We start from the raw sequence: 12,627 nt of genomic DNA, 5'->3' as shown, positions 1-12,627 counted from the left end.
AGCGAGGCTGACGCAGGGCGGGTGTGGCATGCTCGCCGTGCCGATTTTGCCCCTAGTGTTCTCCCTCTCCCGCTTGCGGGAGAGGGCCGGGGAGAGGGCAGTCCCAGGCCGAGGGCCTACACCTCGGGATGCACCTCCGCCTCGGCCGACTTGACCGGCGTCGCGGCGGTCGGCTGGCTGGTGCTCTCGCGTGCACGGGTCAGCGTGGTGGCGATGCCGCTGGCGATAATCAGCCCCATGCCGAGCCACGACAGCCAGTTGAGGGCGTCGTTCCAGATCATCATGCCCCACAGGCTCGAGAACACGATGCCGGCGTACTGCAGGTTGGCCGTCAGCAGCGTGTTGCCGCGCTTGTAGGCCCGCGTCATCGCGGTCTGACCGAGCGTCGCCAGGATGCCGATGCCGAGCAGCAGACCGGCGCCGTGCCAGGTGTGGCTGCTGACGCCCGAGAACATCATCCACACCAGCCCGGCCAGCGTGCCGACCAGCGAGAAATAGAACACGATGCGGCCTTCGGGTTCGCCCAGCTGGCCGAGTTGGCGCACCTCGACATAGGCAAGCGCCGTGAACATGCCCGAGATCAAGCCGACCAGCCCGCCGGTCAGTTGATCCTTGCCGACCGAGGGCTGCAACAGGCAGATCACGCCGGCGAACGACATCACGATGGCGCCGATCAGCTTGCGGTCCGCGCCGCCGGCCGTGCCCGCCAGAGCTGCGCCGGCGCCGACGATCAGCGCGATCCATACCGGCGACATGTAGTTCAGCGTCATCGCGGTGGCCAGCGGTAGCAGGGTGATCGAGGTGAACCACAGCATCAGCGCGGTCACGCCGAACAGGCTGCGCTTGATGTGCGTGGTCATGTGCGGCGTGCGCACCGAGATGCCGCTCGAGGCCAGGATCGCCCAGATGATCAGCATGCTGATCATGCTGCGGTAGAACACGATCTCGCCGGTGGTGTACATCTCGGAAGCCAGCTTGACGCCCACCCCCATCAACGAGAACGAGAAGGCGGCGAACAGCATCCAGAGCGATTGCATGGCGAGGAAAGGCGAGGACAGCGGGAAATTCGGGAACCGCGGCGGGGCGCCAGCGAGGCGCGGCAGCGTGCCGGGCGGCAAGTGAGGTGACAGCCGCTTGGGCGAGCCGATTGTAGCAGTGCTGATGCAATGCACCAAAGCCCATGGGCGGTCATCGCCCAACAGGTCATCGCCCAACAGCGTGCGAAGCCGCTACGGCAAAGCCGGCGCAAATAAGAACGGACCGCCGTGGCGGTCCGTCCTGGGGGCCGGAAAGGGGCCGGAAAAGGGCCGGAAAAGGGCCGGCGCTCAGGCCGCCGGTCCCATCGCCCGCCGATACCACTCATGGAAGTGCTGCATGCCGTCTTCCATCGGCGACTGGTACGGGCCGACTTCGTTGTCGCCGCGCTTCATCAGCGCCAGCCGGCCAGCGTCCATGCGCTCGGCGATCTCGTCGTCCTCGATGCAGGTTTCCATATAGGCGGCCCGCTCGGCTTCGACGAACTCGCGCTCGAACAGCACGATTTCCTCCGGGTAGTAGAACTCGACCACGTTGCGGGTCTTGCGCGGTCCCATCGGGTGCAGTGTCGAGATGACCAGCACGTTGGGGTACCACTCGACCATCACGTTCGGGTAGTAGGTCAGCCAGATCGCGCCATGCTTGGGCAGCTCGCCGTTGTTGAAGCGCAGCACGGCGTCGTGCCACTTCTGGTAGGTCGGGCTGCCGGGGCGCTTCAGGCCGGCATGCAGGCCAACGGTCTGCACGCTGTACCACTCGCCGAACTCCCACTTCAGGTCGTCGCAGGACACGAAGCTGCCCAGGCCCGGGTGGAACGGCACGACGTGGTAGTCCTCGAGATAGACCTCGATGAAGGTCTTCCAGTTGTAGTCGCAGTCGTGGACCTCGACGTGGTCCAGCATGTAGCCGTCGAAGTTCAGGTTCTGCGCGACGCCCAGGCGTGCCAGATCGGCGCGCACGTCGCGCTCGCCCTCGAACAGCAGGCCGTTCCAGTTCTGCAGCGGCGAGCGTTTCAGGTGCAGGCACGGCTGCTGGGCGAAATGCGGGGCGCCGAGCAGCTCGCCCTTCAGATCGTAGGTCCAGCGGTGCAGCGGGCAGACGATATTGGACGCGTTGCCGCGGCCGTTCAGCATGATGGCCTGGCGATGGCGGCAGACGTTGGACATCAGCTCGATGCCTTGCGGGTTGCGCACCAGCATGCGGCCTTCTTCCTCGGCGGCCAGGGTATGGTAATCGCCGACTTCGGGCACCATCAGCGCGTGGCCGACATAGCCCGGGCCCTTCTTGAACAGCAGCTCCAGTTCCTGTTGATGCAAGGCCTCGTCGAAGTATGCACGGACGGGCAGCTGTGTATCAGCCGGCGCAAGGTTCAGCGCGGTGCTGAGATTGGACATTATCCCCACTCCCTAATAAACAGGCGAAAGCAGTGAACAACCCAACCATCGAAATTGAAATCGATATGGGAAAGACAGTCAGACCGTGAGCCCGAGGCATGGTGCCGCGGTTTTCGCTGACGAACCGGGGATTGTACCCTACCCCTGGCATAAGGGTCTGATTTTTTTGCCTTTTTGGCGCGACCGCGGGCACCGACAAGATAAAAAGTGATGTATTGTTATCTTGTTGAGCGCGCGTGGCGAGGGACTCGGACGGGTCCGCGTCCCGGCCGCGCCGACCCCCTCCATCGGATCGGGCTTGGCCGCGGCGATTTGCCGTAAAATCGCGGTTTCTGGATCGAAACCCTTTATGCCAAAGACAACCACCGTGCCAGCCGGCGACGTCGAGCAGGCCCCTGCCAGCGCGCCGCCGGCCTCGTACGAGGCCGCCATGGCCGAGCTCGAAGCGCTGGTCACCAGCATGGAAAGCGGTGCCTTGCCGCTGGAGGAATCGCTGGCGGCCTACCGGCGCGGTGCCGAACTGGTCAAGTATTGCCAGCAGATGCTCGAGCGCATCGAGCAGCAGGTCAAGGTGCTCGAGGGCGATGCGCTCAAGCCTCTGGCCGAGCCGGGCAATCAGGCAGAGACCGAATGACCGCCTTCGCGCAGTGGATGCAGGACCAGGCCGCGCGCACCGAAGCGGCGCTGGCGGTCGCCTTGCCGCCGGCGGATCGCCTGCCGGCGCGCCTGCACGAGGCGATGCGTTATGCGGCCCTGGGCGGCGGCAAGCGCGTGCGCCCGCTGCTGGTCCATGCGGCCGGCGAGGTCGGCGGCGCCGACCCCCGGGCCTGCGATGCGGCCGCCTGCGCGGTCGAGATGATCCACGCGTATTCGCTGGTGCACGACGACATGCCCTGCATGGACGACGACGATCTGCGTCGCGGCCGGCCCACCGTGCACAAGGCTTATGACGAGGCCACCGCGCTGCTGGTTGGCGATGCGCTGCAGACGCAGGCCTTCATCGTGCTGGCGGAGGCCGACGCGCTCGAGCCCGCGGCGCGGCTGCGCCTGGTCGCCGAACTGGCTCGCGCCTCCGGCTCGATCGGCATGGCCGGCGGTCAGGCGATCGACCTGCAGCATGTCGGCCAGGCGATGTCGCTGGACGAGCTGGAAACCATGCACAGGATGAAGACCGGCGCACTGCTGCGCGCCAGCATCCGCATGGGCGCGCTGTGCGGGCACATCGACGAGGCGGGTCTGGCGGCGCTGGACCGCTATGCCGCGGCGATCGGTTTGGCGTTCCAGGTGGTAGACGATATTCTGGACGTTACCGCGGATACCGCCACGTTGGGCAAGACCGCCGGCAAGGATGCCGAGCAGCACAAGCCCACCTATGTGTCGCTGCTGGGCCTGGAGAAGGCCCGTGAACTGGCCGCCAGACTGCGCGACGACGCGCGCAAGGCGCTGGGCGATTTCGGCGCCCGCGCCGCAAGGCTGGCGGACCTGGCCGACCTGATCGTGCTGCGCACGCATTGACAGCGCGCCACGCGACCGATCGCCGTAAAACGACGAGCCGGACGGGAGAATCCGGCGGCAGGACGGATACCATGACTTACGCATTGCTCAATACCATCGACGACCCCGCGGACCTGCGCAAGCTCGACCGCCGCCAGCTGACCACGCTGGCCGACGAACTGCGCGCCTTCGTGCTGGAGTCCGTCTCGCAGACCGGCGGCCATCTGTCGTCCAATCTCGGCACGGTCGAGCTGACGATCGCGCTGCACTATGTGTTCGACACCCCGGTCGACCGGCTGGTGTGGGACGTCGGCCATCAAAGCTATCCGCACAAGATCCTGACGGGGCGGCGCGAGCGCATGCAGACGCTGCGGCAGTGGAACGGCATCTCGGGCTTCCCCCGCCGCAGCGAGAGCGAATACGACACCTTCGGCACGGCGCACTCGTCGACCTCGATCTCGGCCGCGCTCGGCATGGCGCTGGGCGCCCGCACGCTGGGCGAGCAGCGCGTGTCGATCGCGGTGATCGGAGACGGCGCGATGACCGCCGGCATGGCGTTCGAGGCGATGAACAATGCCGGCGTCTACAAGGACCTGCCGCTGGTGGTGGTGCTCAACGACAACGACATGTCGATCTCGCCGCCGGTCGGCGCGCTGAACCGGCATCTGGCGCGGCTGCTCAGCGGGCAGTTCTATGCGGCGACCAAGAAGGGCATCGAGCGCGTGCTGTCGGTGGCGCCGCCGGTGCTCGAATTCGCCAAGCGCTTCGAGGAACATGCGAAGGGCATGGTGGTGCCGGCCACGCTGTTCGAGGAGTTCGGCTTCAACTACATCGGGCCCATCGACGGCCACGATCTCGATTCGCTGGTGCCGACGCTGCAGAACATCCGCCGCCGCGCGCTGGAAGGCGCCGGTCCGCAGTTCCTGCATGTGGTGACCAAGAAGGGCCAGGGCTACAAGCTGGCCGAGGCCGACCCGATCCTGTATCACGGCCCGGGCAAGTTCAATCCCGCCGAAGGCATCCGTCCGGCCGCCAAGCCCGCGCGCAAGACCTATACGCAGGTGTTCGGCGAATGGCTGTGCGATCAGGCCGCGGCCGATCCGCGCCTGATCGGCATCACGCCGGCGATGCGCGAAGGCTCGGGGATGGTCGAATTCGAGCAGCGTTTCCCTGACCGCTATTACGACGTCGGCATCGCCGAGCAACATGCGGTGACCTTCGCCGGCGGCATGGCGTGCGAGGGGCTGAAGCCCGTGGTGGCGATCTACTCGACCTTCCTGCAGCGCGGCTACGATCAGCTGATCCACGACGTCGCGCTGCAGAACCTGCCGGTGGTATTCGCGCTGGACCGTGCCGGCCTGGTCGGCGCCGATGGCGCGACCCACGCTGGCGCCTACGATATCGCCTATCTGCGTTGCATCCCCAACATGATGGTGATGACGCCGGCGGACGAGAACGAATGCCGCCAGCTGCTGAGCACGGCCTTCGCACAGGATTGCCCGACCGCGGTGCGCTATCCGCGCGGCGCGGGCCCGGGCGTGGCGACGCAGGCCTCGCTGGAGACGCTGCCGGTCGGCAAGGGCGAGATGCGCCGCAGCTGCGGCGCGCGTGCCGGCCAGCGGGTCGCCGTGCTGGCGTTCGGCTCGATGCTGCATCCCGCGCTGGGCGCGGCCGAGAAGCTCGACGCCGCGGTGGCCAACATGCGCTTCGTCAAGCCGCTCGATGTGGAGCTGGTCAAGACGCTCGCGCGCGAGCACGATTACCTCGTCACGGTGGAAGAGGGCGTGGTGATGGGCGGCGCCGGCAGCGCGGTGCTCGAGGCGCTGGCCGCGGCCGGCATCGAGATCCCGGTGCTGCAGCTCGGTTTGCCCGACCACTTCGTCGACCACGGCGATCCCGCCTTCCTGCTGTCGCAATGCGGCCTGGATGCGGGCGGCATCGAACGCTCGGTACGCGAGCGTTTCGGCCTGACGACGCCTGCCGCTACGGCCGCGTCCGCCGCGGCAACCAAGGCCGCCTGAGCGGTCGTTCCCACGCACCCGCACCGGCCGCCATCGGCCCGGTGCGGGCGGCATCACCCGAATTCCCTTAGAATCGCTGGTTTTCGTGTTCGCAGCTGCGGGCTGGCGCCGCCGTGTTTTCCGGCGCGCCCGTGGTTTCACACTCGTTGCGCGGCAAGTTGGACTGCGAAGATGCCGCGACCGTAAAGGAAACCGAGGAAATCCGTCATGAATGACATCAATCCGGCCTTCGTGATGCCCGATGTGCAATCGAGCCTGGACACGCGCCAGATCCCGATCCAGCGCGTCGGCGTGCGTGGCGTGCGTTATCCGCTCACGCTGCGTACCCCTCAGGGTGTGCATCCGACCGTCGGCACCTTCAATCTCGACGTGCATCTGCCGGCCGACCAGAAGGGCACGCATATGTCGCGCTTCGTCGCGCTGCTCGAGGACGAGCGCGAGCCGCTCGATCTGGCCTCGTTCCGCGCGCTGCTCGACAAGATGCTGCAGCGGCTCGAAGCCCAGGCGGGCCGTATCGAGGTCAGTTTCCCGTATTTCATCAACAAGGTCGCGCCGGTGTCCGGCGTCGCTTCGCTGATGGACTACGAGGTCACGCTGATCGGCGAAGTGCGCGACGGCGTCACCAGGGTCTGGCTGAAGGCGCTGGTGCCGGTCACCAGCCTGTGCCCGTGCTCGAAGAAGATCTCGCAGTACGGCGCGCACAACCAGCGCTCGCATATCACGATGTGCGTCGAGCTGGCCGCCGATCTGCCGATCGAGGCGCTGGTGCGGATGGCCGAAGAAGAGGCGTCGTGCGAGCTGTGGGGTTTGCTCAAGCGTCCGGACGAGAAATACGTGACCGAGCGCGCCTACGAGAATCCGAAGTTCGTCGAGGATCTGGTGCGCGACATCGCGATGCGGCTGAACGCCGACGAGCGCATCGTCGCCTATGTGCTCGAGGCGGAAAACTTCGAGTCGATCCACAACCACAGCGCCTATGCCGTGATCGAGCGCGACAAGCGCGTCAATCCGCTCACGGTCTGAGCGATCGGGCCCCGGCGCCCGTCATCGGCAGCGCAATGCCGGCAGTGCAATATCTGCGGTGCAATGTCGCCAGCGCAATATCGGCACCGCAATATCGGCAGCACAAAAGAGAACGCCACCCCGTCGGGTGGCGTTTTTCATTGGACTCGTTCGTGTCTGTCGAGCGCCGTCACTGTGCCGCCGGCAGCCGCAGGTCGGCCAGATCCCAGCGCGGCGTGACGCCGTAGCCGTACTCCCGCTGCGCCAGCTGCGGCGCAGCCTGCAGCCGCATCGCCCCGGCGAAGGCGATCATCGCGCCGTTGTCGGTGCAGAACGCCAGGTCCGGGTAGAAGACCTGTGCGCGCCGCCTGGCCGCCAGTTCGTCGAGCCGCTCGCGCAATTGGCGGTTGGCGCCGACGCCGCCTGCCACCACCAGCCGCTTGTGGCCGGTCGCCTTCAGCGCGGCCATCGACTTGGCGGCCAGCACGTCGACGATCGCGTCGACGAAGCCGCGCGCCAGATTGGCGCGGTCCTGCTCGCAGAGGTTGCCGAGCTTGCGCGCCTGCGTCAGCACTGCGGTCTTCAGGCCGGCGAACGAAAAATCCAGATTGCCCGAATGCAGCATTGGCCGCGGCAGATCGTAGACGCCCGGCAGGCCAAACTCGGCCAGCCGCGACACCTCCGGGCCGCCGGGATAGCCCAGGCCCAGCAGCTTGGCGGTCTTGTCGAAGGCCTCGCCGGCGGCGTCGTCCAGCGTCTCGCCGAGCAGCGCGTAGTCGCCGATGCCGCGCACTTCCATCAGTTGCGTGTGCCCGCCCGATACCAGCAGCGCGACAAAGGGGAAGGCGGGCGGATTCGGCGTCAGCAGCGGCGACAGCAGATGGCCTTCGAGATGATGGACGCCCAGCATCGGCACATCGAGGGCGAAGCCCAGTGCGTTGGCCACCGAGGCGCCGACCAGCAGCGCGCCGGCCAGACCGGGGCCCTGCGTGAAGGCGATGGCGTCGATATCGCCGCGCTTGCGCCCGGCCTCGTCCAGCACCTGCTGCAGCAGCGGCAGCACACGGCGGATATGGTCGCGCGAGGCCAGTTCCGGCACCACGCCGCCGTAGTCGCGATGCATCGCGATCTGCGAATGCAGCGCGTGCGCGAGCAGGCCGGCCTCGGTGTCGTAGAGGGCCAGGCCGGTTTCGTCACAGGAGGATTCGATGCCGAGAACGAGCATGGTGGGTGCGGAAAGCCAGGTTGCGCCAGGTTGCGCGAAGGGGCCAGCGGGCACCGAAGACCGCGGGCCGCGAAGCAAAGCTCACGAGGGTAGCACAGCGGGCCGTGGCCCGCTTTTCGCTACAATCGCCGATTCTTCAGCGGGACAGTCATGCCACAGTCGCACCCAGCAGCGCAGCCATCGGCGCGCTCATTATCGCCCCAACCGTCGCGCCGGCCGTCGCCCTCGTCGTCCGGGGCCGGACGTTACGACGTCGCCGTACTCGGCGCGGGGGCGGCCGGCATGATGTGCGCCGCGGTGGCGGGCCAGCAGGGTGCCCGCGTGGTGCTGATCGACCACGCCACGCGGCTTGCCGAGAAGATCCGCATCTCCGGCGGCGGGCGCTGCAATTTCACCAATCTGCATGCCGGTCCTGCCAATTACCTTTCCGACAACCCGCATTTCTGCCGCTCGGCGCTGGCACGCTATACGCCGCAGGACTTCCTCGCACTGATGCGCCGCCACGGGATCGACTGGCACGAGAAGCATCGTGGCCAGCTGTTCTGCAACGACAGCGCCGAGCAGGTCATCGAGATGCTGCGCGCCGAATGCGGCGCGGGGCAGGTGCATTGGCGCACTGGCTGCACGGTGGCCGAGATCCGGCGCGAAGGCGACGATTTCCTGTTGCTGACTCCCGACGGTGCGGTGCGCGCGGGCGCGCTGGTCGTGGCCACCGGCGGTCTGTCGATCCCGAAGATCGGCGCCACCGATTTCGGCTACCGGATCGCGCGCCAGTTCGGCCTGCCAATCGTGGAAACGCGGCCGGCGCTGGTGCCGCTCACGTTCGATGGCGCCGCCTGGCAGCCGTTCGCGCCGCTGGCCGGGCTGTCGAAGGAAGTCGATATCGCCACCGGCAAGGGCAAGGAGGCCGGCGCCTTCCGCGAGGATCTGCTGTGGACCCACCGCGGGCTGTCCGGCCCGGCGGTGCTGCAGATCTCCAGCTACTGGCGCCCAGGCACCCCCATCACCATCGACCTGTTCGAGGGCGAGGACGCCGCGGCCTGGTTGCTCGAGGCCAAGAACGGCACCCGCAAGCATCTGGGCAATCTGTTGGCCGCGCGGATGCCGGCGCGGCTGGCCGACGCCTGGTGCAAAGCCGCCGGACTGGATGCCGCCAGGCTGCCGCACGATCTGCCGGACAAGGCGCTGCGCAAGCTGGGCGAGGCCCTGAACCGTTGGCAACTGGTGCCGTCCGGCACCGAGGGCTACCGCAAGGCCGAGGTGACCCGAGGTGGTGTCGATACCCGCGCGCTGTCTTCGAGCACGATGATGGCGCGTTCGGTGCCGAATCTGTACTTTATCGGCGAGGTGGTCGATGTCACCGGCTGGCTCGGTGGCTACAATTTCCAGTGGGCCTGGGCGTCCGGCGTCGCCGCCGGCAAGGCTGTTGCGGAGAACGCACGGACCGCTGCCCAGGCGCCCGGCAATGGGGCCGCAGCATCGACGTAAACGCGCACGCTTGACGGATTTCGTGCTAGACTCCAAGTCTTCGTAAAACCGCTAACTCCTTTTTTGGCACATGACCACGATTCGCCTCAAAGAAAACGAGCCGTTTGAAGTTGCGATGCGTCGCTTCAAGCGCACCATCGAAAAGAACGGTTTGATTACTGAACTGCGGGCGCGCGAGTTTTATGAAAAGCCGACGGCAGAGCGGAAGCGCAAGAAGGCAGCGGCGGTGAAGCGCCACTACAAGCGCATTCGCAGCCAGATGCTGCCGAAGAAGCTGTACTGATCGACCAGTCGATCGGCTGATCGCCTTTCCGCGTCAGCATCCCGACCCGCTGTGGGCCTTGCTCCGGCGGGTTTTTGTGTTGGTGCTGCGCTTCCTTGTCCGTCCTCGCTCGTCGCGGCTTTGTGCTGACGAGTTCACCTGGAAAGATTGTCATGTCCCTCAAGCAACGAATCAGCGATGACATGAAGGCCGCCATGCGGGCGCGCGAGTCCGAGCGGCTCGGCACCATCCGGCTGCTGCTTGCCGCGATCAAGCAGCGCGAGGTGGACGAGCGGACGGAACTCGACGACGCGGCCGTGCTGGCCGTGGTCGAGAAGCTGATCAAGCAGCGCAAGGATTCGATTTCCCAGTTCCAGCAAGCCGGCCGCACCGATCTGGTGGACAAGGAGAGCGCCGAAGTCGAGGTGCTGCAGGTCTACATGCCCGCCGCGCTGTCCGAGGCCGAGGTGGCCGCCGAAGTGGCGAAGGCGGTCGCCGAGAGCGGCGCCGCGGGTCCGCAGGACATGGGCAAGGTGATGGCCCTGCTCAAAGGCCGACTGGCCGGCCGCGCCGATATGAGCGCCGTGTCGGGCCAGGTCAAGGCCGCCTTGACCGGCAAATAGCGCCTTCCACCGGTGCGATCGCGTGCCGCAGCACAGCATAGTGGCAATATAGTCACAAATTTCTGGCAAGCTGCGATCGGCGCACTACAATAATTTCACTCTTCGCAGCCGGGTGCAGCACCGCCCGGCTTGCATTTCTACAAGGGTCGCCCGAATTTCGCGGCGGCCCCGTCGTCAGGACGGCCAACCGGGTGATTCCGCAATCCTTCATTCAGGACCTGCTGAACCGCGTCGATATCGTCGATGTGGTGGGCAAGTATGTCCAGTTGAAGAAGGGAGGCGCGAACTTCATGGGGCTGTGCCCCTTCCATAACGAGAAGTCACCATCGTTCACAGTGTCGCCGGCCAAGCAGTTCTACCATTGCTTTGGCTGCGGCGCGCATGGGTCGGCCATCGGCTTCCTGATGGAGTATTCCGGTCAGAGCTATCCCGACGCGGTGCGCGAACTGGCGCAATCGGTGGGCCTGTCCGTGCCCGAGGAGCGCGACCGGTTGCCGCCGGCGCAGCGTGCCGAACAGCAGGCCAAGTCGCTGGCGCTGTCCGAGGCGATGACGCGGGCCAGCGAGTTTTATCGCCGGCAACTACGCGGGGCGCCCACGGCGATCCAGTACCTGAAGGGGCGCGGATTGACGGGCGAGATCGCGGCGCAGTTCGGCCTGGGCTATGCGCCGGACGACTGGCAAGGGCTGGAATCGGTATTCGGCAGCTATCGCGACGACGCCATCGCGGGGCCGCTGATCGAGGCGGGCCTGCTGATCGAGAGCGAAAAGCGCGACGCCGACGGCAAGCCGCGCCGCTACGACCGCTTCCGCGATCGCATCATGTTCCCGATCCGCAATACCAAGGGGCAGGTGATCGGTTTCGGCGGCCGCGTGATGGGGCAGGGCGAGCCCAAATATCTGAATTCGCCCGAAACGCCGCTGTTCAGCAAGGGTACCGAGCTGTACGGGCTGTTCGAGGCGCGGCATGCGATCCGGGAAACCGGCTATGTGCTGGTGGTCGAAGGCTATATGGACGTGGTGGCGCTGGCTCAACTTGGATTCGCCAACGCGGTGGCCACGCTGGGCACCGCCTGCACCCCCGTGCATGTGCAGAAACTGCTGCGCCAGACCGACGCGGTGGTGTTCTCGTTCGACGGCGACGCCGCCGGGCGCCGTGCCGCGCGTCGCGCGCTGGAGGCGTGCCTGCCCTATGTCGCCGACAACAAGACCATCCGCTTCCTGTTCCTGCCCGCCGAGCACGATCCCGACAGCTATGTCCGCGAGGAAGGCACCGACGCCTTCGCCGCGCAGGTGCGCGATGCGATGCCGCTGTCGCGCTTCCTGCTGCAATGCGTGACCGAAGAGCAGGATCTGCGGCAGCCGGAAGGACGGGCGCGTGCGCAGTACGAGGCCAAGCCGCTGCTCAAGGCGATGCCGGCCGGCGGCCTGCGCCTGCAGATCGTGCGCGAACTGGCCGAGGCCACCGGTACCACGCCGGCCGAGATCGAGGCGGTGTGCGGCCTGGGCAGCGATGCCGCACGGGTCGGCCGCTTTGCCCAGCCGCGCGCGCGTGCGCGGCGGCAGGCGCCCGCGGGGCTGGAGCAGCGCGTGCTGCAACTGCTGATGCGCTATCCGGCGCTGTCGGCCCGGCTCGACGAGGACGCCCGGGCGCTGCTGCTCGATGCCGAGTCCGGCGGCTCCGAAGTGCTGTCCCATCTGGTGGCCAGTTGCGACGCGCTGGAGGGCGAAGTCAATTTCGCTGCCTTCAGCGAGCAGTTGGCGCAGTCGCCGTTTGCCGACGTCTATGCCAATGTGCGCGCCGGCGTGCTGCGCGAGGACATCGACGAGGAGCCGGCGACGCTGGAATTCGACGCGGCGATCGCCAAGCTGCTGATCGAGCCGCTGCAGCGCGAGTTGGCGCAGTTGCAGTCGGCGTTGGAGAACGGCACGGCGGACGAGGCGGGCAAGACGCGCATGCGTTGGCTGATCGCGGAGATCCATCGGCGCAAGCGTCTTGGTTGAAAAACGGAATCTGGCCGCCATACCGAAGACAGGCGCGCGGCCAGGTGACACAAGGGCAGCAAAACAGGGAAAAGTCCGTG

At 66.8% G+C, this 12,627-nt stretch carries 10 protein-coding genes and 1 pseudogene; 8 read left to right on the top strand and 3 right to left on the bottom strand.

What is annotated here, in order from left to right; all coding sequences use genetic code 11:
- Positions 1-116 precede the first annotated feature (116 nt).
- Entirely contained in the window at positions 117-1,037 is a 921-nt protein-coding gene (locus tag HTY53_RS16010; RefSeq protein WP_174107591.1) for a DMT family transporter, read from the bottom strand.
- A 288-nt stretch (positions 1,038-1,325) separates the two neighbouring features.
- The gene (locus HTY53_RS16005; protein ID WP_174107590.1) at positions 1,326-2,429 is read right to left on the bottom strand and encodes an aromatic ring-hydroxylating oxygenase subunit alpha; all 1,104 of its coding nucleotides are present in this window, start codon (positions 2,427-2,429) and stop codon (positions 1,326-1,328) included.
- Positions 2,430-2,778: 349 nt separating this feature from the next.
- Here HTY53_RS16005 and HTY53_RS16000 point away from each other — a divergent pair, with 349 nt between their 5' ends.
- The 4 genes from HTY53_RS16000 (at position 2,779) to folE2 (ending at position 6,967) form a co-directional block, all read left to right on the top strand.
- Entirely contained in the window at positions 2,779-3,063 is a 285-nt protein-coding gene (locus HTY53_RS16000) for an exodeoxyribonuclease VII small subunit (protein ID WP_174107589.1), read from the top strand.
- The gene (locus HTY53_RS15995) at positions 3,060-3,944 is read left to right on the top strand and encodes a polyprenyl synthetase family protein (RefSeq protein WP_174107588.1); all 885 of its coding nucleotides are present in this window, start codon (positions 3,060-3,062) and stop codon (positions 3,942-3,944) included. The genes HTY53_RS16000 and HTY53_RS15995 overlap by 4 nt, the downstream gene beginning before the upstream one ends.
- A gap of 71 nt (positions 3,945-4,015) precedes the next feature.
- Positions 4,016-5,944, top strand: a complete 1,929-nt coding sequence (dxs, locus tag HTY53_RS15990; RefSeq protein ID WP_174107587.1) for a 1-deoxy-D-xylulose-5-phosphate synthase — start codon at positions 4,016-4,018, stop codon at positions 5,942-5,944.
- Between the two features lie 207 nt (positions 5,945-6,151).
- Positions 6,152-6,967, top strand: coding sequence for a GTP cyclohydrolase FolE2 (gene folE2 / locus HTY53_RS15985; RefSeq protein ID WP_174107586.1), 816 nt, complete (start codon positions 6,152-6,154; stop codon positions 6,965-6,967).
- Between the two features lie 169 nt (positions 6,968-7,136).
- Here folE2 and tsaD read toward each other — a convergent pair whose 3' ends face one another.
- On the bottom strand, positions 7,137-8,171 hold the full coding sequence (tsaD, locus tag HTY53_RS15980; protein WP_174107585.1) for a tRNA (adenosine(37)-N6)-threonylcarbamoyltransferase complex transferase subunit TsaD: 1,035 nt from the start codon (positions 8,169-8,171) through the stop codon (positions 7,137-7,139).
- A gap of 237 nt (positions 8,172-8,408) precedes the next feature.
- Between tsaD and HTY53_RS15975 the strand changes: the two are divergent.
- The 4 genes and pseudogenes from HTY53_RS15975 to dnaG all read left to right on the top strand — a co-directional run.
- Positions 8,409-9,659, top strand: a pseudogene (locus tag HTY53_RS15975) (NAD(P)/FAD-dependent oxidoreductase); the annotation flags it as partial.
- 70 nt (positions 9,660-9,729) lie between these two features.
- Positions 9,730-9,942 (top strand): 30S ribosomal protein S21, encoded by a 213-nt coding sequence (rpsU, locus tag HTY53_RS15970; RefSeq protein ID WP_006576196.1) that lies wholly within the window; start codon positions 9,730-9,732, stop codon positions 9,940-9,942.
- Positions 9,943-10,094: 152 nt separating this feature from the next.
- Positions 10,095-10,544 (top strand): GatB/YqeY domain-containing protein, encoded by a 450-nt coding sequence (locus HTY53_RS15965; protein ID WP_174107583.1) that lies wholly within the window; start codon positions 10,095-10,097, stop codon positions 10,542-10,544.
- Positions 10,545-10,735: 191 nt separating this feature from the next.
- Positions 10,736-12,547, top strand: coding sequence for a DNA primase (gene dnaG, locus HTY53_RS15960; RefSeq protein WP_174107582.1), 1,812 nt, complete (start codon positions 10,736-10,738; stop codon positions 12,545-12,547).
- Positions 12,548-12,627 lie beyond the last annotated feature (80 nt).

The sequence above is a fragment of the Cupriavidus gilardii genome (genome assembly GCF_013314895.1).
Taxonomy (GTDB): domain Bacteria; phylum Pseudomonadota; class Gammaproteobacteria; order Burkholderiales; family Burkholderiaceae; genus Cupriavidus; species Cupriavidus gilardii_C.
The sequence above is the reverse complement of the archived record's forward strand: the minus strand, read 5'-3'. Positions and strand labels throughout refer to the sequence as shown.

Coding starts and splice junctions, on each gene's coding strand:
- folE2 (WP_174107586.1), top strand. CDS start 6,152: ATGAATGACATCAATCCGGCCTTCGTGATGCCCGATGTGCAATCGAGC.
- HTY53_RS16010 (WP_174107591.1), bottom strand. CDS start 1,037: ATGCAATCGCTCTGGATGCTGTTCGCCGCCTTCTCGTTCTCGTTGATG.
- rpsU (WP_006576196.1), top strand. CDS start 9,730: ATGACCACGATTCGCCTCAAAGAAAACGAGCCGTTTGAAGTTGCGATG.
- dxs (WP_174107587.1), top strand. CDS start 4,016: ATGACTTACGCATTGCTCAATACCATCGACGACCCCGCGGACCTGCGC.
- HTY53_RS15965 (WP_174107583.1), top strand. CDS start 10,095: ATGTCCCTCAAGCAACGAATCAGCGATGACATGAAGGCCGCCATGCGG.
- HTY53_RS16000 (WP_174107589.1), top strand. CDS start 2,779: ATGCCAAAGACAACCACCGTGCCAGCCGGCGACGTCGAGCAGGCCCCT.
- tsaD (WP_174107585.1), bottom strand. CDS start 8,171: ATGCTCGTTCTCGGCATCGAATCCTCCTGTGACGAAACCGGCCTGGCC.
- HTY53_RS16005 (WP_174107590.1), bottom strand. CDS start 2,429: ATGTCCAATCTCAGCACCGCGCTGAACCTTGCGCCGGCTGATACACAG.
- HTY53_RS15995 (WP_174107588.1), top strand. CDS start 3,060: ATGACCGCCTTCGCGCAGTGGATGCAGGACCAGGCCGCGCGCACCGAA.